The 19,055-nt window shown below is 66.6% G+C and carries 20 protein-coding genes; 8 read left to right on the top strand and 12 right to left on the bottom strand.

Features of this window, described 5'->3' with window-relative positions; translation table 11 throughout:
- Positions 1-6 precede the first annotated feature (6 nt).
- Positions 7-1,329 (bottom strand): leucyl aminopeptidase family protein, encoded by a 1,323-nt coding sequence (locus ASF26_RS08975; RefSeq protein ID WP_244475895.1) that lies wholly within the window; start codon positions 1,327-1,329, stop codon positions 7-9.
- A gap of 249 nt (positions 1,330-1,578) precedes the next feature.
- Between ASF26_RS08975 and ASF26_RS08980 the strand changes: the two genes are divergently transcribed.
- The gene (locus ASF26_RS08980) at positions 1,579-2,388 is read left to right on the top strand and encodes a tetratricopeptide repeat protein (protein ID WP_082477567.1); all 810 of its coding nucleotides are present in this window, start codon (positions 1,579-1,581) and stop codon (positions 2,386-2,388) included.
- Between the two features lie 8 nt (positions 2,389-2,396).
- Here the strand turns inward: ASF26_RS08980 and ASF26_RS08985 are convergent, their stop codons facing one another.
- The 9 genes from ASF26_RS08985 to ASF26_RS09025 all read right to left on the bottom strand — a co-directional run bounded on the left by ASF26_RS08985 (position 2,397) and on the right by ASF26_RS09025 (position 11,368).
- Complete coding sequence (locus ASF26_RS08985) at positions 2,397-3,359, bottom strand: type II secretion system F family protein (RefSeq protein ID WP_018042740.1); 963 nt, start codon at positions 3,357-3,359, stop codon at positions 2,397-2,399.
- 6 nt (positions 3,360-3,365) lie between these two features.
- On the bottom strand, positions 3,366-4,334 hold the full coding sequence (locus tag ASF26_RS08990; protein ID WP_056252425.1) for a type II secretion system F family protein: 969 nt from the start codon (positions 4,332-4,334) through the stop codon (positions 3,366-3,368).
- On the bottom strand, positions 4,331-5,779 hold the full coding sequence (locus tag ASF26_RS08995; RefSeq protein WP_056252428.1) for a CpaF family protein: 1,449 nt from the start codon (positions 5,777-5,779) through the stop codon (positions 4,331-4,333). The genes ASF26_RS08990 and ASF26_RS08995 overlap by 4 nt, the downstream gene beginning before the upstream one ends.
- Before the next feature lie 27 nt (positions 5,780-5,806).
- Positions 5,807-7,051 carry an AAA family ATPase gene (locus ASF26_RS09000; RefSeq protein WP_056252432.1) on the bottom strand — a complete coding sequence of 415 codons (1,245 nt, stop codon included), beginning with the start codon at positions 7,049-7,051 and terminating at the stop codon, positions 5,807-5,809.
- A 71-nt stretch (positions 7,052-7,122) separates the two neighbouring features.
- Positions 7,123-7,857, bottom strand: a complete 735-nt coding sequence (locus tag ASF26_RS09005; RefSeq protein WP_056252436.1) for a CpaD family pilus assembly protein — start codon at positions 7,855-7,857, stop codon at positions 7,123-7,125.
- A 58-nt stretch (positions 7,858-7,915) separates the two neighbouring features.
- Positions 7,916-9,394: a type II and III secretion system protein family protein gene (locus tag ASF26_RS09010; RefSeq protein ID WP_056253287.1), complete on the bottom strand. Its 1,479-nt coding sequence runs from the start codon at positions 9,392-9,394 to the stop codon at positions 7,916-7,918.
- A 34-nt stretch (positions 9,395-9,428) separates the two neighbouring features.
- Positions 9,429-10,235 carry a Flp pilus assembly protein CpaB gene (cpaB, locus tag ASF26_RS09015; RefSeq protein ID WP_056252438.1) on the bottom strand — a complete coding sequence of 269 codons (807 nt, stop codon included), beginning with the start codon at positions 10,233-10,235 and terminating at the stop codon, positions 9,429-9,431.
- 194 nt (positions 10,236-10,429) lie between these two features.
- Positions 10,430-10,936, bottom strand: a complete 507-nt coding sequence (locus tag ASF26_RS09020) for a prepilin peptidase (protein WP_056252441.1) — start codon at positions 10,934-10,936, stop codon at positions 10,430-10,432.
- 264 nt (positions 10,937-11,200) lie between these two features.
- Positions 11,201-11,368 (bottom strand): Flp family type IVb pilin, encoded by a 168-nt coding sequence (locus tag ASF26_RS09025; RefSeq protein WP_082477585.1) that lies wholly within the window; start codon positions 11,366-11,368, stop codon positions 11,201-11,203.
- Between the two features lie 556 nt (positions 11,369-11,924).
- Between ASF26_RS09025 and ASF26_RS09030 the strand changes: the two genes are divergently transcribed.
- A complete protein-coding gene (locus tag ASF26_RS09030; protein ID WP_244475876.1) occupies positions 11,925-12,410 on the top strand; it encodes a pilus assembly protein N-terminal domain-containing protein in 486 nt (161 codons plus the stop codon).
- Between the two features lie 23 nt (positions 12,411-12,433).
- On the opposite strand, the gene ASF26_RS09035 is transcribed toward ASF26_RS09030, so the two are convergent.
- The gene (locus ASF26_RS09035; protein ID WP_056252447.1) at positions 12,434-12,973 is read right to left on the bottom strand and encodes a TIGR02281 family clan AA aspartic protease; all 540 of its coding nucleotides are present in this window, start codon (positions 12,971-12,973) and stop codon (positions 12,434-12,436) included.
- A 304-nt stretch (positions 12,974-13,277) separates the two neighbouring features.
- Between ASF26_RS09035 and ASF26_RS09040 the strand changes: the two genes are divergently transcribed.
- The 6 genes from ASF26_RS09040 (at position 13,278) to ASF26_RS09070 (ending at position 17,853) form a co-directional block, all read left to right on the top strand.
- Positions 13,278-13,973, top strand: a complete 696-nt coding sequence (locus tag ASF26_RS09040) for a 50S ribosomal protein L25/general stress protein Ctc (protein ID WP_056252449.1) — start codon at positions 13,278-13,280, stop codon at positions 13,971-13,973.
- A gap of 132 nt (positions 13,974-14,105) precedes the next feature.
- Complete coding sequence (gene pth, locus ASF26_RS09045) at positions 14,106-14,726, top strand: aminoacyl-tRNA hydrolase (protein WP_056252452.1); 621 nt, start codon at positions 14,106-14,108, stop codon at positions 14,724-14,726.
- A 47-nt stretch (positions 14,727-14,773) separates the two neighbouring features.
- Positions 14,774-15,055 carry a hypothetical protein gene (locus tag ASF26_RS09050; RefSeq protein WP_051074372.1) on the top strand — a complete coding sequence of 94 codons (282 nt, stop codon included), beginning with the start codon at positions 14,774-14,776 and terminating at the stop codon, positions 15,053-15,055.
- A complete protein-coding gene (locus ASF26_RS09055) occupies positions 14,991-15,437 on the top strand; it encodes a PIN domain-containing protein (RefSeq protein ID WP_082473145.1) in 447 nt (148 codons plus the stop codon). The genes ASF26_RS09050 and ASF26_RS09055 overlap by 65 nt, the downstream gene beginning before the upstream one ends.
- Before the next feature lie 13 nt (positions 15,438-15,450).
- Positions 15,451-16,548 (top strand): redox-regulated ATPase YchF, encoded by a 1,098-nt coding sequence (gene ychF, locus ASF26_RS09060; RefSeq protein ID WP_056252454.1) that lies wholly within the window; start codon positions 15,451-15,453, stop codon positions 16,546-16,548.
- A 312-nt stretch (positions 16,549-16,860) separates the two neighbouring features.
- Complete coding sequence (locus tag ASF26_RS09070; RefSeq protein ID WP_056252460.1) at positions 16,861-17,853, top strand: MaoC family dehydratase; 993 nt, start codon at positions 16,861-16,863, stop codon at positions 17,851-17,853.
- A gap of 4 nt (positions 17,854-17,857) precedes the next feature.
- Here ASF26_RS09070 and mtnA read toward each other — a convergent pair whose 3' ends face one another.
- A complete protein-coding gene (mtnA, locus tag ASF26_RS09075; RefSeq protein ID WP_056144443.1) occupies positions 17,858-18,955 on the bottom strand; it encodes an S-methyl-5-thioribose-1-phosphate isomerase in 1,098 nt (365 codons plus the stop codon).
- Positions 18,956-19,055: the final 100 nt, after the last annotated feature.

The raw sequence follows: 19,055 nt of genomic DNA on the forward strand, positions 1-19,055 counted from the left end.
CCCTCGCTACCGGGCCGGATAGCGCTCCTTCAGGAGGGCATAGACGAGGCGGGCGGTCTGGACCTCGCCGCCTTCCGGCCTGCCGGGCTTGGTCGACGGGTTCCAGCCGTACAGGTCGAAATGCACATGCGCCCGCGTGCCCGGTGCGAACCGCCGCAGGAACAGAGCGGCGGTGATCGCCCCCGCGAAGGGGCCGCCGGAGACGTTGTTGAGGTCCGCGACCTTGGAATCGAGCAGGCTCGCATAGGGCTTGTGGAGCGGCAGCCGCCAGACCGGATCGACGGCGACCTGTCCCGCATCGTAGACGGCCGAGGCCAGGGCGTCGTCTTCGGTGAAGAAGGCCGGGAGATCCGGCCCCAGCGCGACCCGCGCCGCTCCGGTGAGGGTGGCGAAATCGATGAGGAGATCGGGCTTCTCCTCATCGGCCAAAGCGAGGGCGTCGGCGAGGATCAGGCGCCCCTCGGCATCGGTATTGCCAATCTCCACCGTCAGCCCGGCGCGACTCCGGAACACGTCGCCGGGCCTGAACGCGTTGCCGGCGATGGCGTTCTCGACGGTGGGAACGATGACGCGCAGGCGCAGGTTCAGGCCGGAGCCCATGATCATCGCGGCGGCGGCGAGGGCGGCGGCGGAACCGCCCATGTCCTTCTTCATCAGCAGCATGCCGCTCGACGGCTTGATGTCCAGGCCGCCCGTGTCGAACACCACGCCCTTGCCGACGAGGGTCACTTTCGGAGCGTCCGCGTCTCCCCAGATCATGTCGATGAGACGGGGCGCGCGGGGGGAGGCCGCGCCGACCGCGTGGACGAGGGGGAAGTCGCGAGCGAGCTCCGAGCCTTCGGTCACGGAGATCGCCGCACCGTGGCTCTCGGCCAGGGCTCGGGCAACGGCCTCGATCTCATCGGGGCCGAGGTCGTTGGAGGGCGTATTGACGAGGTCGCGCCCGAGGGCGACCGCCTCGGAGATCCGGCGGATCTCGGCGGCATCGACACCCTCCGGACTCACGAGGTCGGGGGCCTTCGGCTGCGGCTTGCGGTAGCGCGTGAAGCGATAGCTTCCGAGCAGCCAGGCCAGGGAAGCGGCCTGCCCGTCGAGGGATGGCCGGGGTTCGAGCCGGTAGGTTCCGGGGGGCAGCAGCGCGGGCAGCTTGCCGACCAGGAACGGATCGGCTCCGTCCCCGAGGCCGAACAGGACCCGATCCACGCTGCCATCCTCGGCGGGAAGCAGCGCCACACGCCCGGCTTTCGGCTGAAAGTCGGTCGCCTTGGCGAAGGCCCTGTGCCTCGCGCCGAGTTCCGCTTCGAAACTGCTCCAGTCCTCGTCCCGGATGCAGATGATCGGGAGGGCGGCGGGATCGTCGGGGCTGAGATGGGGCAGGGTCGGATCTCGGGGGCATTGCGTGGCGCGGCCGGCAGACCCCTGGACGCCCTGAAAGTGGGGTTAACCGGTGATTAGGGTTAACGGTCTATCACCGCACGACCGGCAGCGTGAAGCGTCGACCGGCAGGCTCGTGCGGAGCACGTCATGGTGTCGTTGCGTTCAAACCAGCCCTCGTCATCGCGGCCGGCCCGGACGGGAATGTCGCTACCGCTGCGTCTCGCCGGCGTGACGCTGCTCGGCCTCCTGGCGAGCGGCTGCCAATCGGGCTCACCGGAGACCACCGGCTCGATCGGCGGGCTCTCCCTCAAGACGCTAGGCCGCGCGCCGGGCCGCGAGGTGGTGACCCTGCGCGACGTTGACGCCCTCGGCCAGAAATACAATGCCGATCAGAACGATGTCGGCCTTGCCCTGCGTTATGCGCAGGCGCTGAAGGCGACGAACCAGAAGCCGCAGGCCGTGGCCGTGCTGCAGCAGACGGCCCTGCGCAACGCCAAGAACTCGGCCGTGCTGGCGGCCTACGGCAAGGCCCTGGCGGAGGTCGGACGTTTCACCGAGGCCGCCGAAGTGCTCCAGAACGCCCATACCCCGGCCCGGCCGGACTGGCGCGTGCTGTCCGCCCAGGGCGCGGTGGCCGACCAGATGGGCGACCATATTCGCGCACAGGGCTTCTACGAGGCCGCGCTGAAGATCCAGCCGGACGATCCCACCGTCCTGTCCAATCTCGGCCTCTCCTACGCTCTGGCGAGGCAGCTCGATCAGGCGGAGACCGTGATGCGCAACGCCGTGGCCCAGCCGCGCGCGGATGCGCGGGTGCGCCAGAACCTCGCTCTGGTCCTAGGGCTGAGGGGCAAGCTCGCGGAGGCGGAGGAACTGACCCGGGGCGACCTGACCCCGGAGGAGGCAGCCGCTAACGCCGCCTCCCTGCGGGCGATGAATGCCCAGGCCCGGGCGCAGAAAGCCCCCAGATCCTCCGGCCGCTCGCTTGCCGGCGAGATGCCGCGGGGCTGAGCGCCGCCTCAGCGGTAGATCTGGATGATCGCCGGGGTCAGGATCACGACGAACAGCACCGGCAGGAAGAATAGAATCATCGGCACGGTCAGTTTCGGCGGCAGGGCGGCGGCCTTCTTCTCGGCGGCGTTCATGCGGTGATCGCGACTCTCCTGCGACAGCACGCGAAGGGCCTGGCCCACGGGCGTGCCGTAGCGCTCGGCCTGGATCAAGGCGGTGGTGACCGCCTTGACGGCATCGAGGCCCACACGGTTGCCGAGGTTCTCGAACGCCATGCGTCGATCGGGCAGGTAGGACAGTTCCGCCGCCGTGACGGCGAGTTCCTCCGCCAGCGCGACCGACTGGGTCACGGTCTCGATACTGACCCGGCGGATGGCGTGCTCCACCGACATCCCGGATTCGACGCAGATCAGGGCGAGGTCGAGGGCATCGGGCCAGGCCGCCTGGATCTCGGCCTGACGCTTCTTCGTGGCATTGAGCAGGTAGAGTTCCGGTCCCTTGATGCCGAGCAGCAGGGCCGCGATGACCATCATGAGACGAACGGTGACGGAGTAGTCCAGCACCTTCAGGACGAACAGATAGAAGACCGCCGCCAGTCCGACCGCGATCGGGGTGATCATGCGAAAGAACAGGAACCCGGTCTCCGCGCCCGGCGAGCGGTATCCGGCCATGATCAATTGCCGCCGGGCGGTATCGGTGCCGAGCCAGCGGCTCAGGTTGAATTGGTCCACGACCCGCTTCATGTACGCTTTCGGCGCCACACGCAGGGTGGATCGATTGTTGAGCCTGTCACGCTCGCGGCGGCGCAACTCCTCGCGCTCGTCGCCGATCAGCTTCATGCGCTTGTTGAGCTTGTCGGGCTCCAGAAGCGGCTGCAGCAGGGCGAAGGCCGTCGCCGCGGCCGCCACCCCGGCCAGAACCATGCCGATGAAGCGCGGATCGATGAGCTTTTCGCCGATGAGGGACAACATGGGCGGTCAGACCTCGAAGCTGATCATCTTCTTCATCACGAAGACCCCGATCGACATCCAGATCGCGGAGGCGACGAGGGCCATCTTGCCGGTATCCGTCGTCCAGAGCAGCGAGACGTAAGCCGGGCTCGACAGGTAGGTCAGCACCGCCACGATGAAGGGCAGGGCCGCGATGATGCCGCCCGAGGCCTTGGCCTCCATGCTCATGGCCTGGATCTTCCCGGCCATCTTCTTGCGCTCGCGCAAGACCTTGGAGAGGTTGCTCAGGGCTTCCGAGAGATTACCGCCGGACCGGCCCTGGATGCCGATGACGATGGCGAAGAAGTTGACGTCGGAGACGGGCACCCGCTCGTACATCCGCACCATGGCATCGCCGAGGCTGAGACCCAGGGTCTGGGATTCCACCACCTGGCGGAACTCACCGCGAATTGGCTCCTCGGCTTCCCGCGCGATGATGCGGAAACAGTCGCCCACCGGGATGCCGGCGCGCACGCCGCGGGTGATGATGTCGATGGCGGTGGGCAGTTCGGCGATGAAGGCGGCGATGCGCCGCTTGCGCAGGACGCTCAGCATCCACAGGGGCAGGCCGAACCCACCGGCGAACAGGGCCGCCAGGGTCGCGAGCTTGTGCGAGGTCAGGACGAAGACGAAGAGGCCGGTGACGACGGCCATGAGCACGGAGACGAGGCGGAACTTCTGCTTCGTCCAATCCAGGCCGGCCCGGGCAATCCTGAGTTCGAGCGTGACCTTCGTTCCGCCGCGCTTGGCTTCGACTTCCTTCAGGCTCCTGGCCACCTGCTCGCGCCGGCTGGCCGTGACCGCGCGACTGCCGGAAGACGTCACCACGCTGACCGCTCGCATGCGCTTGGCCGCACGGTTCTCCCCCGACAGGAGGGGGGTCAGCACCACATAGGCGATGGCCCCGGCCGCCACCGCCGCGAGCCCGACGGCGAGGGGCATCTGCAGCGCGTTCATGGGTTGCCGGCGCTGTCGGCCGCCGCATCGAGGGCGGCGGCCAGGGCCTTCTCCTCACCGTAATAGCGTGCGCGCTCCCAGAAGCGCGGACGGCCGATGCCGGTGGAGCGATGGCGCCCGACCAGCCTGCCGTTCGCGTCCTCGCCGAGCACATCGTAGACGAAGAGGTCCTGGGTGATGATGACGTCGCCCTCGAGCCCCATCACCTCGGTGATGTGGGTGATGCGGCGCGAACCGTCGCGCAGGCGCGTCGCCTGGACGATGATGTCGATCGACCCGACGATCATCTCCCGCAGGGTCCGCGAGGGCAGGCTGAACCCACCCATGGTGATCATCGATTCGATACGAGCCAGCGCCTCGCGCGGCGAGTTGGCGTGGAGGGTGCCCATCGAGCCGTCATGGCCTGTATTCATGGCCTGCAGCAGGTCGAACGCCTCCGGGCCGCGCACCTCGCCGACGATGATCCGCTCCGGCCGCATGCGCAGGCAGTTCCTCACGAGGTCGCGCATGGTGACCTGCCCCGATCCTTCCATGTTCGCGGGCCGAGTCTCGAGGCGGACGACGTGGGCCTGCTGCAGCTGCAGCTCGGCCGCGTCCTCGCAGGTGATGATCCGCTCGTCCTCGTCGATGTAGCGCGTCAGGCAGTTCAGCAGGGTGGTCTTGCCGGACCCCGTACCGCCCGAAATCACCACGTTGCAGCGGACGCGGCCGATAATCTGCAGGATGCGGGCCCCTTCGGGCGAGATCGCCCCGAAGGTCACGAGTTGGTCGAGGGTGAGCTTGTCCTTCTTGAACTTGCGGATGGTGAGGACCGGGCCATCGATGGCGAGCGGCGGCGCGATGATGTTGACGCGGGACCCGTCGGGCAGGCGCGCGTCGCAGATCGGCGAGGATTCGTCGACGCGCCGGCCGACCTGGCTGACGATGCGCTGGCAGATGTTCATCAGCTGCTGGTTGTCGCGGAAGCGCACATTGGTCAGTTGAATCTTGCCCCCGACCTCGATGAAGGCCCGGTTGGCGCCGTTGACCATGATGTCGGCGATGTCGTCGCGGGCCAGAAGCGGCTCGAGAGGCCCGTAGCCGAGGACATCGTTGCAGATGTCGTCGAGGAGTTCCTCCTGCTCGGCGATGGACAGGACGATGTTCTTGAGGCCGATGATCTCCGAGACGATGTCGCGGATCTCCTCGCGCGCCGATTCGACGTCGAGGCGAGAGAGCTGCGCCAGGTCGATGGCCTCGATCAGCGCACCGAAGATCATGCTCTTGGTGCGGAAGTAATCCTCCGACTTCACCGCCTCGCGGACGGGGACGAGCCGTTCCACCAGCGGGGTCGTCGCCACGCCCGGCTGGTCGTCAAGGACGGGAAGCGGAACCTGCAGCTTTGTCGCGGACGGAACCGCGACCGCCTTCGGGATCTCCGAGGCCGGGCTCCTCCTACCGAACATGACGGGTCTCCACGCAGCGCGCCGCCATCACGACGCCTTGCGTCGGGACAGCCGCGACAGGAGAGGTTCGAACAGGTTCCCGCGGACACGACGCGTCTCGGAACGCCCGATCATGCGCGCGGCGAGCTCCGAGAACACGTCCGAGGCCTTGGCGCCCGCCTGGACCTCCGCAATCATCTGACCGTTGTTGGCCGCCGTGCCGAACAGGGCCGGATCGTAGGGGATCGCCGCCGTCAGCGTGGCGTCCAGGGCCTTGGCGAACTCACCGGCGGAGATCTCGGGGCGCTTCGGCACGCCGACGCTGTTGAGGACGATGCGCGGCCGGGCGTCGTTGGGCCGGTTCTGCTGCAGCAGGGTCAGCAGGTTCTTGAGATTGCGCAGGGAGGCGAGCTCCGGCTGGGCGACGACGATGATCTCATCGGACGAGATCAGCAGGCGCCGGGTCCAGGCCGACCAGGTATGGGGCACATCGAGGACTACGCAGGGCACGGCGGCGCGCAGGAGGTCGATCAGGTTGTCGAAGGACGGCTCGGTGAGGTCCGTGGTCCGTTCGAGGGTGGCCGGCGCGGAGAGCAGCGAGAGGTTGTCGCTGCATTTCGAGAGCAGGCGGTCGAGGAGGTTGGAATCGAGGCGCTCGGGCGCGAAGACCGCCTCCGCGATCCCCTGCGGCGGATCCTGGTTGAAGTTAAGGCTCGCCGTACCGAAGGCGATGTCGAGATCGGCGATGACCGTCGCCATTCCGTGCTCGCGCGCCACGGTCCATGCCAGGTTGTGGGCGATGGTGGAGGAGCCCACACCGCCCTTGGCGCCGACGACCGCGATGGTGCGGCCGACCGGCTTGGCGCCGGGCGCCGTGAACAGGTCGGACAGGGCCTGGATCAGGACGATCGGCTCCACCGGCGCCATGAGATACTCGCTCACACCGCGTTGTATGAACTGGCGGTAGAGCTGCACGTCGTTCACGTGGCCGATGACGACGACCTTCGTCCCCTCGTCACAGACCTCCGCCAGGGAATCGAGGATCTCGAGGGGGCGCGACTTGGCGCTCTGCGTCTCGATGATGACCACGTTGGGCGTGGGCGCGTGACGGAACGCCTCGACGGCGGCGGGGCCGCCGCCCATCTGGATCTTGATCTGAGCCTTCTGTAGCCGCCTGTCGCTTCCCGCTGCCTCGATCGACGCGGCCGTCTCGCCCGTCTCGCAGAATGCCTGGATCGTGATCCGCGGCACCGGAGCGATGACGCGCTCGGGTGACTCGTTGAAGTCAGGCATGGGGCGGGGTCCGGGCTTTGGGTGACAACGAGGGCCGAAGCTGTGTCGAACGACGGGAGGGGACGCGCCGATCAGTTATCGATGGCCGCCTTCACCGACGTCTTCCCATCCTGACGCCATACGGTTGATGGATCCTTGCCCTCGCGCAGCTTATTGATGTCGACGGTGCGCCGAATCGAGTCGATGCGACCTTCCGGCCGGCCGCGAACGAGATCGACCGGATCGGCCACCTGGCTCGCCACATTGGCCTGCATGGCGCAGCCGAGGTTCCAATGGGTCTCGTTGCGCGCGGAGAAAGCCGGGCTTCCGACGCCGAGATCCTGGGGCCAGACGCCGCATTGGCTGGCGACCTTCGCCTCCATGCGCTGGAAGCTGAGGCGGAGCGGAGCGGCGAGGAACGGGTCCGCCACCGCGTAGCCGGTGACGATCATCTGCCGTCCGCCAATTCCGTTGTCGGCGCCGAGCCTGCGGATCGCCGCCCCGGTCCGCTCCACGGCGGCGCCCTGCGACGGCGAGACCCCGCGCGGCATGTCGAGGATGAGGGTGCCGCGCCCGTAGCGGCGGAATTCCAGCAAGAAGGCTTCGATATCGGCACGCTGTCGCGGATCGACATGGCCGGTCCCGGTGACGAAGACGTCCAGGGACCGCGTCGCGTCTGCGAGCACGATGGGATGACGGGCGCGGTAGTCGGTCGGATAGAGCGAGCCGGTGGTCTCGGCGCGGTCGGCGCGGCATGCGCCCAAAGCGGTGGCCAGGGCGATCGACGCGACGACCGCGAGGGGCGAGCGGAAGGGGGAGAATGACATGGAGATCGGGTCCTGATGGTGCCTGGGCCGCTTCGTCCTGCAAGATCGTGGCGTCGCGTCAGTCCGTGATGAAGCCGACGCGGCCACGGTAATTCGCGCCCAGCGGCGCAGCGCCGCCCGAGCCGTAGACCCGGTTCAGGCGGCCGAGCAGGATGCCCTGACCGTCCTGGGCATCGATGAAGCCGTCATCCGGCCGCACGACCTGCTTCGCCTCCATCGCCTTGGCGATGTAGGGCGTGACCATGATCATGAGTTCGGTCTCCTGCCGCTGGTAGTCGCGCGAGCGGAACAGGGCACCGAGGATGGGCAGGTTCACGAGGCCGGGTAGACCGCTGACGGCGGCCTTGTTGCGCTGCTGGATCAGGCCGGCGGTCATCATGGTCCCGCCGGAGGCGAGTTCGACGGTGGTCTCGGTCTTCCGCAGAGTGAAGGCGGGCACAGAGACGGCAGAATCGCCCTGGGTGAAGGTGAAGGAGTTGGTCTGGTCGATCTCGGAGACCTCCGTGGCGACGCGCACCGAGATGCGGTTCTCCGCCATCACCACGGGGGTGAAGTTCAGGGTCACGCCATAGGTCTTGAACGCGATGCCGATGGAGCAGACGCCGCCCGTGCAGTTCTGCGAGGCGGGCACGGGAATCTCCCCGCCGGCGGTGAACTTCGCGGATTCCCCCGAGATCGCGGTGAGCGTCGGCTCGGCGAGAATGCGTGAGACGCCGGCCTGTTCGAAGGCCCGCAGGGTGGCCGAGACACTCGCCCCGCCGCCTCCGTTGATCGTCGCCTTGATCTCGTTCCCGTTCGGGAATTGGCCGCCATTGAGGCCGAAGGGCGCGACGTTCGCGAGGTTGAGGCCGGACCAGTTGCCGCTGAGATTGACGCCGAACTGCTTCAGCACGGTGCGGGCCACCTCCACGACGGTAACGCGGAGCATCACCTGATCCTTGCCCCGGATGGTGAGGTTGTTGATGACGGCGCCCCGGGCCCCGGCTCCGCCCGGGGCTCCGCTGGCCTGGCCGACGAAGGCGGTCGCGATGTCCATGGCCTGGGCCGACTCGGCCGCCGAGCCGACGAAGCCCGACAGGATCAGCGAGTCGCCGGCGGTCCGGATGTCGAACCGCCCGCCCGCAATGCTCTGAAGCAGGATCTGCCGCAGAGTTCCGAGCTTGAGGTCCCGCGCCACGGTGACGTCGAGGGCGGTGATCTGGCGGCCTTCCGCGTCCATGATGAAGATCGAGGTCGCGCCATCCTCCATGCCGATGACGAAGACCTTGCGGGTCGAGCGCACGACGGCGTTGGCTACCTTCGGATTGGCGACGAAAACCTCCTTGGCGTCGCGCGGCAGGTCGATCACCAGGGAGCGCCCGGTCGTCAGCTCGACGCGACGCGAGGTCCCGGATTCGTTGCCGCCGACATCGACGATCGGGGCGGCCGTGAACCCGTCCCGCGGCGCCGCCACGGCGGTGGCGGCGGCGAGGACCAGGCCGGCGAGGGTCGCGAGAACGGACAGGCTGCCCACGCGGACCCGGTGTCTCGTGGTCATCTGAGAATCCTTCATCATCGCGCGGTTCGGCATCTCAGCGACGCGGTTGTTGTTTGGCGACGCCGAAGCGGACGACCGTCAGGGCCGTATCCTGGTGAGTCTCCGGTGGGGCATCCACGGTCCGGCCGGCATCCATGAGGCTGCGCAGGGAGAGGGAGAGTTGTCCGACCTTCTGGGCCAGGGTGACGGTCTCGGCTTGGGCGGGTGTCAGAGCGAGGGTCGCGGTCTCGCCGGTGACGACGTTGGTCCCGTTCCGCTCCTGAACGATCTGGCCGACGGCGAGCACGCGGATGTCGGTGAGCAGCGTCTCCGAAATCTGGACTTCGCCGCCCCCGGAACGCGAGGCGTCTTCGTCGCGATAGGTCCGGATGACGTCGACATGGTCGTTGGGAAGGATGAAGCCGCCGGCCGAACTCGACCCGCGCGTATCGGTTACGATGGCGACCGCGCGCATGCCGGAGGGCAGGATCGCGGCCATGAAGCCGCCGTCGGACCGCGCGAGCTTCTGCGGGCGGATCGGCTCACCCGCGAGGAACGCGGTGCGGACGATCGAGCCGACGATGGTGTCCATGCCGTTGGGCGAGGCCGTGCGCGTGATGTAGCCGGCGGTGATGGCCTGGTCCGGCCAGGGCTGCCAGCGAAGGTCGGCGGCCTGGATGTTCTGCCCCATCGGCAGGTCGGCGGCGGCCACCAAGACATCCGTGACGGGGAGCGGGGGAGGAGGGGGCGCCTCGACCACGGCCTGGACCGGGGGCGGCGCATCGCTGCCGCTCATCAGAAAGGCGGCGCCCGAACCGGCGGCGAGGGCGATGGCGATGACGGCAAGGCGGGCTGGTTTCATCGCCGTGTTCAAACCTGACAGGACGGCCTGCTGCCGTCGCCGTTCAGGCTTCGCCGGGATTCCTCAAATTACGGTTAACAAAAACTAACGCATGCGAATCTTGTTCGGCCCACGATAGGTCAGGTCGATAATTCACCGGGTTCGACAAGCGTCGGACCCGGCTCGGCAAGTTCACTGGCTACGTGCATCCGGGCTCACGATGCCATCATTCTTGCCCAGGTCATCGTTTCCGGAATCACGATGAGCGCGCCGAGGGAGAGGGCGATCCCGTAGGGCACTCCGGTCTTCGCATCGTGAAGGTGGAGGGCGAAGGGAAGGCGACTGACGAGTGACGGCAAGGGATGCGCCCGCGCGACGAGGATCGCCAAGGAGAGCGCGCCACCGGCAAGCGAAGCGACGACCAGGTATTGCGCCAGTTGGTCGAACCCGATCCACACTGCCGTGGCGGCAGCGAGTTTGGCATCGCCTCCGCCAATTTTTCCGAATGCGAAGAGGGTGAAGGTAACGGCCAGCGTCACTGCCCCGGCGCCGAGATGGCTCACCAGATCCCACCCCCATAATCCCGTCGCGAATGCGAAAAGAGCGAAGCCTGCCAGGAGGAGAACAGACACCGTGTTCGGGATCAGCATGGTCAACAAGTCGCGGATGGCCGCATAGGCCATCAGGAACGGAAACACGATGAGCAGCGCGATGCTTGCCATGGGAACAGCCTCGGTCTGGGCCGAAAAACACGCCCGGCGGGTTCCGGTCATCCGAAACCGGTCAGGTCGCCGTTATTAACAAAGTGAGTAAGGCCATGACCATGGGCGTCGGACTCAACGATGCCAACGAAGTGCAAATGGCTACGCCGGACGATCTAAAAAGACCGTCCGGCAGGGCACCTAATTTACCAAGGCACAGTTGGTTAAAACATGACTGCCAAATAATTTCTCAACCGACGGCCCTGCAAAGCCTTTCAGCCTCGCTTACTTGGCCAAGCTCGCACCAACCTTGGTAAAGGCGTTCTTAAGGTCGGTCGAAAGGGTGGTAAGTCCAGTAATGATAGCCACGGCGACGAGAGAAGCGATGAGGCCGTATTCGATGGCCGTAGCGCCGGATTCATCGGCGGCGAAACGCTTGAAGATGCTCGACATAACAGTAGTCCCCGATTGGTTGTCTTGCAAAGTTGCCATCGAACGTCGTTTTGTTTCGATCGGCGACTGAAGACAAGATGGCCTATTTCGTCTTGCGATTAGGTTAAATCAGCCCGGCAAATAGCGTCGAACGCCCCTCGATTATCCTGTGGTAAAGAAAAAATTAACGAAGAGGATGTGTTTTTACAATTCTCAAGGAATACAAGTTCCGCCTGGCGTCCCTGAAACATCTGATCTTACGATCTTCGCGATGGCGACATGAACCCGAATTAAGCAGCAAAGACTGCACTGGCAGACGCGGCAACACGCGAGCCGGAACGGCTTTAGCGCTTCATTCACCACCACGTGCCTAACACTCTCCTGACGAAGAGAGGCTGGCCGGTCCGCATGGGGTGCTTAGCCGGAAACTCGCGGGTCTAAGCAGGTTCGCGTTGGCGAGCGAACGCCTCATTCTGCTCAGCTCTTTAGATGTGTCGTAGGTTTTTATCGCAGAACCGGGGGCCACTTCTGCGAAACCCGCTTAGCCGAGAGTATCTGAGCCATGGGCCATCCAGCGATGCCGACAGAGTCACCCTGGACGCAACGGGTAAGGACGATCGGGATCGCGACCTTCCTCGCCCTTGGTGCGACGCCTGCTCACGCGGAGACGGCGCCGGCCATCGTGGCGGTGAGCGTCGACAACGCCAAGGTCATTCGCCTGCCCGAGCGGACGCAGACGGTCATCGTCGGCAACCCCCTCGTGGCGGATGTCGCCCTTCAGCGGAACGGGATCGTCATCCTCACCGGCAAGAGCTTCGGCTCCACCAACCTCATCGCCCTCGACGCCTCCGGCGCGATGCTCGCCGAAACCACCATCAGCGTGCAGGCCGCGCAGGGATCAATCGTCACGGTCCAGCGCGGCCTCGACCGCGAATCCTATTCCTGCACCCCGAACTGCATGCCATCGATGCAACTCGGCGACGCGACGAAGTATTTCGGAGACGTGAGCGGACAGGCCGATGCCCGCCGCAACCTGGCCACGGCCGGGGGCGGCCAGAAGTAGGCCGGCGCGAGGTCAAGGCAGCGTCAGCCGCGCAGCGTCAACCGGCCGTCGGACATCTTGAAATCGTCGAGACGCCGCAGGAACGACATGCCAAGGAGGCTTTTGCCGAGACGCCCCTTGGGCAGGATCACGGCCTCGACGTCGCGGATGCCGATCGTCCCGACCCGCATCACCGGAATCCGTACGGTCGCGACGGAGACGGAGCCGTTGGCGGTGTCGACGCGACGGTTGAAGTCGCGCTCGTAGACATGGAGCCCCAAGCGCTGCGCGTCCTCGTAGCTGAAGGCGCAGATGCTCGCCCCGGTATCCACCAGCATTCTCAGGCTGCGCCCCGCCACGTCGACCTCGGTGGAGAAATGCCCGAGGGAATCGGCCGCCAGAATGACGGAGTTGGGCGCGAAACGCGTCGGGTTCGTCCCGCCGAGGCTCGCGCTGTCGAGGTTGAGGACCGCATCGCCGCGGTCGCGAGGGCGGGAGGCATTCTCGAAGCGCGTGACCAGGGTCAGGCTGACCGTCACCGCAAGGGAAGTGACTCCCAGCGCCCAGAGGACCGGCTGCGTCATCGATGAGTCTCTCGCCACACGGGGTACGATCCTCGGCGGAGCGGATGAACGAAGTCTTCGCTTGTCAGTTCAAGGAGGGAGCCGACCTTCCAGATGATGAACGCCGCCTTGGTGGGATGCCGGGCATTCTCCGCAAACGCGTCGCGGCGCTTATTGCGTTTCGCGGCCCTTGCCGGTATTCACCACACGCGCCCGCCAGACACCCTTGGAGGCACGGGCGCGTCGTGGATCGGTGAGGGCCGTCCGTTTCGGGCGGCCTTTGGCGTTGCGCGGCTTTTTTCTGTTTTGTTTGAAGGATCACGCCATGAGCGCAGTAAAGCCGCTTGAGGCCGTGGCACGCGACCGGGTCGGCAAGGGGGCCGCCCGGGAAGTTCGTCGCCAGGGCAACGTTCCCGCCGTCATCTATGGTGGTGGCCAGGCTCCGCAATCCATCGCCATCGACCTCGTCCGCACCCGGACCTTGATCTACGCCGGCGGTTTCAAGACCACGCTGTTCGAGATCAATGCCGGCGGCCGCAAGACCCGCGCGATCCCGCGCGACTTCCAGCTCGATCCGGTGACCGGCGTGCCGCTGCATGTCGACTTCCTGCGTGTCGTTGCCGGTCAGAACCTCACCGTCGAAGTGCCCGTGCACTTCATCAATGAGGATGAGGCCCCCGGCATCAAGAAGAATGGCGGTACCTTGAACGTCGTTCTGCACACGCTCTCGCTCGAAGTGCCTGCAGACGCGATCCCCGACGCGGTCGAGGTCGATCTTACCGGTCTCCAGATCGGCGATTCGATCCACATCGAAGCCGTGACGCTACCGGCCAACACGACCTTCACCGGCGAGGCCGAGGCCGTCGTCGCCAACGTCGTGCCGCCGACCGTGCTCGGCGCCGAGGTCGAGGCCGAAGAGGCCGCGATCGCCGAGGCGCAGTCGACCGAAGCTGCCGAAGAGAAGGCCGAGGCTGAGGCCGAAGAGGCCGCCGAGGCTGAGGAAGACAAGAAGGAGGATTGAGGCCCTGGGGCTTCGCGCCCCGGTCTCGTCTTCGTCCACGGGTGCTCCGGCCGCGAGGTCGGGGCACCTTTTCGTTTGACGTCGCCTCTTCGTCGTCCGTGTGGGTGACGAAATCGTCTTGGAGATGATGCCATGCGCCTGATCGTCGGGCTCGGCAATCCAGGGGCCCGCTATGCGGGTAACCGCCACAATATTGGTTTTCTCGCCCTCGACGAGATGGCGCGCGTCCACCGCGCGGGGCCATGGCGGCGCAAGTTCCAGGGCGAGGTGACCGAGGCCACCCTGGGCACCGAACGGGTCGTCCTGCTGAAGCCGCAGACCTTCATGAACGAATCCGGCCGCTCGGTTTCGGAAGCCCAGCGCTTCTACAAGATCGCCATCGCCAACGTCATCGTCCTGCATGACGAACTCGACCTCGCGCCGGCCAAGCTCCGGGTGAAGCTCGGTGGCGGCAATGCCGGGCATAACGGCCTGCGCTCGATCACCGCCCAATGCGGCAACGATTACCGGCGCGTCCGTCTCGGCATCGGTCATCCGGGCGACAAGGCCCTGGTCCATGCCTACGTGCTGAACGATTTCGGCAAGGGTGAGCGGGCCTGGGTCGAGGATCTCTGCCGCGCCGTGGCGGATCACGCTCCCCTGCTGGCCCAGGGCGAGGATGCGAGCTTCCAGAACAAGGTCCACCTCGCAATGGCGGGCCGGGGCTGGGACGACGTCAAGCAGGTCAACGCGGCGGCCACCGGCCGTGATTGACACGAAAACACGGGAACACGATATCTCCGGTCCTGGAGGTGGACATCATGAAGAACCTCACCATCACGCTCGAGGAAGACCTTTTCGCGTGGGCACGGGTCGAGGCGGCGAAGCGCGGGCAAAGCCTGTCGCGTTTCGTGAGCCAGGCCTTGGCCGACCGCAGGACACCCGAGGTCGCGGATCAGTTGGCCGCCTTGAGCGCCTTTCTCGACGGTCCCGGCTGGTCGGGCGTGTCCGAAAACCTGCCCAGGCGCGAGGAGCTCTATGACCGACCGGCTGTTCTTCGATACGAACCTGCTGGTCTACGCCATGGATCCGGCGGCGGCTGACAGGCGGGCGACGAGTGTGCGCCTGATCAAACTGGCATTCGGTCAACGCCGGCTCGTGATCAGTCCGCAAATCCTCAACGAGTGCTACGCCGTCCTGGTGCACAAGCGTAAACTCGTGACGCCGAGCGCCGCCGCCGCTTATCTGGCGACCCTCTATCCTGCTTGCACGGCAGCGCTGGATACGCAGACCCACCGCACGGCGATCGCGATGGAGATGCAGTATCGCCTCTCCTGGTGGGACAGCCTGGCCATCGCATCGGCCATCCAGGCCGGGTGCAAATCTTTCGTGTCCGAAGACCTGTCCGATGGACAGATCCTCGACACGGTTCGGGTCATCAACCCGTTCACGCCTCACGCCAGCGCTACGCTGGCACTCACCTGACGGACACGCGATCATGGGCTTCAAATGCGGCATCGTCGGCCTGCCGAACGTCGGCAAGTCGACCCTCTTCAACGCGCTGACGCAGACGGCGGCGGCACAGGCGGCGAACTATCCGTTCTGCACCATCGAGCCGAATGTCGGCGAGGTGGCGGTGCCGGACCCGCGCCTCGATGACTTGGCGCGGATCGCCACGTCGAAGGAGATCATCCCGACGCGGCTGACCTTCGTCGACATTGCCGGCCTCGTGCGCGGCGCCTCGAAGGGGGAGGGGCTCGGCAACCAGTTCCTCGCCAATATCCGCGAGGTCGATGCCATCGCCCATGTGGTGCGCTGCTTCACCGATGGTGACGTGACCCATGTGGAGGGCAAGGTCGACCCCAAAGCGGATATCGAGACCATCGAGACCGAGCTCATGCTCGCCGATCTCGACAGCCTCGAGAAGCGCCTCTTCGCCCTGGAGAAGAAGGCCAAGGGCGCCGACAAGGAAGCCAAGGAGATGCTCGACCTCGTCCAGCGGGCATTGCCGCTGCTGCGCGAGGGCAAGCCCGCCCGTCTGGTGAGCCGCAAGCCGGAGGAGGAAAAGCTGTTCCAGACTCTCGGGCTGATGACGGCCAAACCAGTCCTTTATGTCTGCAACGTGGACGAAGGCGATGCCGACAAAGGCAACGCTTATTCCGAGGCGGTGATCGCCCAGGCCAAGGCCGAGGGCGCGCGCGCGGTGGTGGTCTCGGCCAAGATCGAGAGCGAAATTGCCGTGATGCCGCTCGCCGACCAGGGCGATTTCCTCGAAGCGGTGGGGCTCGTGGAGCCGGGCCTCAACCGGGTCATCCGCGCCGGCTACGAGCTTCTTGGCCTCATCACCTACTTCACCGTGGGCCCAAAGGAGGCGCGCGCCTGGACCATCGAGAAGGGCACCCGGGCGCCTGCCGCCGCCGGCGTGATCCATACGGATTTCGAGAAGGGCTTCATCCGGGCCGAGACCATCGCCTTCGCCGACTACACCGCCCTGAAGGGCGAGAGCGGCGCCAAGGAAGCCGGCAAGTTCCGCCTCGAGGGCAAGGAATACGTGGTGCAGGACGGCGACGTGCTGCATTTCCGCTTCGCCAATTGAGGAGCGAATACTTCCTCACCTCCGCGGAACCGAGGGCGCACATCCCCTCTCCCCGCGCGTGGGGAGAGGGCCGCGACGACCTTGTCGTCGGCGCGGCGAGGCGGCAGCCGGGGGTGAGGGGGCTCGTCCGCGTAAACCTCCTCCGGACCGGCCCCCTCACCCTCGCTCCGCTCATCACAAGCACGACAAGGTGCTTGTGATCCTCTCCCCGCAAGCGGCGAGAGGCGGGCCGCCCCTGTAGCTAGCGCAGCGCCATCCTTCGACCCGAAACTCTTCGACCCGAAACTCTTCGACCCGAAGACAAGAGGCTCAATGACCGGCATCACCTTCGAGGATTTCACCCCCGGCGACGTGATCGAGGGTGGCCCGCTCGTGGTCACCCGCGACGAGATCGTCGCCTTCGCGAGGGAGTTCGATCCGCAGCCGTTCCATCTCGACGAGGAGGCCGCGAAGGCGACGCTGGCGGGCCAACTGATCGGTTCCGGCTGGCAGACGGCCGGGTTCGGCATGCGCCTGCTCCAGGCCCATGTCTTTCGCGGCGCCACCTCCATGGGCTCGCCCGGCATTTCGCAGCTGCGCTGGCTCCGCCCCGTCCTGCCGGGTGACGCGCTGCGGATCGTCACCAAGGTGGAGGAGTGCCGGGCGTCGAACTCCAAGCCGGATCGCGGTTTCGTCCGCTTCACGCTCACGGTCGTGAACGGGCGCGACGAGTCGGTAATGACCCAGGCGTTTACCGTCATGTTCGCCCGGCGCGGGGCCGATCCCCTGCCGCCCCGCGCGGTGACGCCCGGAGACCCAGTCGAGGTGAGCGAAGGCGACGACGCGGAGACGCTGCTCTTCCTCAAGCAGGCGAAGCTCGGCACGATCCGCGATCTCGGCCGCCACGTCTTCACCCCGGAGGCGATCATCGCCTTCGCCAGGGACTACGACCCGCAGGCCTTCCATCTCGATGCGGACGCCGCCCGAAAGACCCATTTCGGCGCGCTCTGCGCCTCCGGCTGGCACACGGCGGCGGTCTGGATGAAGCGCCTGCACATCACCCGCCAGCGGGACATCGAACGGACGGAGCGGGATGGCCCGGTGCCACAGCTCGGCCCCTCACCGGGCTTTCGCGACATGCGCTGGCTCGCCCCGGTCTATGCGGGCGACACGATCGCCTACGCCTGCACCCTGCTCGACAAGCGCGAATCGACCTCGCGCCCCGGCTGGGGCGTCGCTACCCACCACAACACCGCGCAGAACCAGCGCGGGGAGCGGGTGTTCGAGTTTACGGGATCTGTGTTCTGGCAGTGGGAAGCGTCTTGACCCGCTAAACCGCCGAGCGCCGCTCCGGATACAGCGCCAACAATCCCTCCGCATCCGCCGAGGCCACGCCGCGCTCGGTGATGATGCCCGTCACCAGCCGCGCCGGCGTCACGTCGAAGGCGGGGTTCGCCACGGGGCTGCCCGGCGACACCACTTCGATCGTGGCGAAGCCGCCATCGGCGAGGCGGCCGGTGAGGTGGGAGACCTCGCGGCCGTCGCGCTCCTCGATCGGGATCTGCGCGACGCCGTCGGTGAGGGTCCAGTCGATGGTGGAGAAGGGCAGGGCGGCATAGAACGGGATGCGGTTGTCGGAGGCCGCCAGCGCCTTCAGGTAGGTGCCGATCTTGTTGCAGACGTCGCCCGAGGCCGTGGTGCGGTCCGAACCGACGATGCAGACGTCGATCTCGCCATGCTGCATCAGGTGGCCGCCGGCATTGTCGGCGATGACGGTGTGCGGCACGCCGTGGGCGTTGAGCTCGAAGGCGGTGAGCGCCGCGCCCTGGTTTCGCGGCCGGGTCTCGTCCACGTAGACATGGACCGGGATGCCGGCCTCGTGCGCCACATAGATCGGCGCGAGGGCGGTGCCCCAATCCACTGTGGCGAGCCAACCGGCGTTGCAATGGGTCAGCACGTTGAGGCGGCGACCTTTGGCCTCGTGCAGATCGGCCAGGATCGCGGCGCCGTGGCGGCCGATGGCATGGCAGCTCTCCACATCCTCCTCGGCGATGCGCCCGGCCTCGGCGAAGGCGTAGGCGGCGCGCTCCGAGACTTCGACCTCGCGCAGCTTGGCGGCGACACGGTCGAGCGCCCAGCGCAGGTTGATGGCGGTGGGGCGGGTGGCGGCCAGGGTCTCGACGGCATGGTCGATCCCGGCATCGGAAGCGTCCCGTCGCAGGCCCAGGGCCAGGCCATAGGCCGCCGTGACGCCGATGAGCGGCGCGCCGCGCACGATCATGGTGCGGATGGCGATGGCCGCTTCGTCCAGGGTGGCGAGCCGCTTCATCTCGAAGGCGAAGGGCAGGCGGGTCTGGTCGATGACCTCGACGGACGCGCCGTCGGCGGCGGGCAGGATGGTGCGGTAGGGTGTGCCGTCGATGTTCATGCGCGGGCCTCTCGCATGTTCCGGGCGCAGGGGCCAGTCCTTGGGCCACGCGCAATGCTTGTCGCTTCGGTCCCTAAGGGACGTGCGAGCTAGAACGCCA

The organism is Methylobacterium sp. Leaf93 (assembly GCF_001422345.1).
GTDB classification, from domain to species: domain Bacteria; phylum Pseudomonadota; class Alphaproteobacteria; order Rhizobiales; family Beijerinckiaceae; genus Methylobacterium; species Methylobacterium bullatum.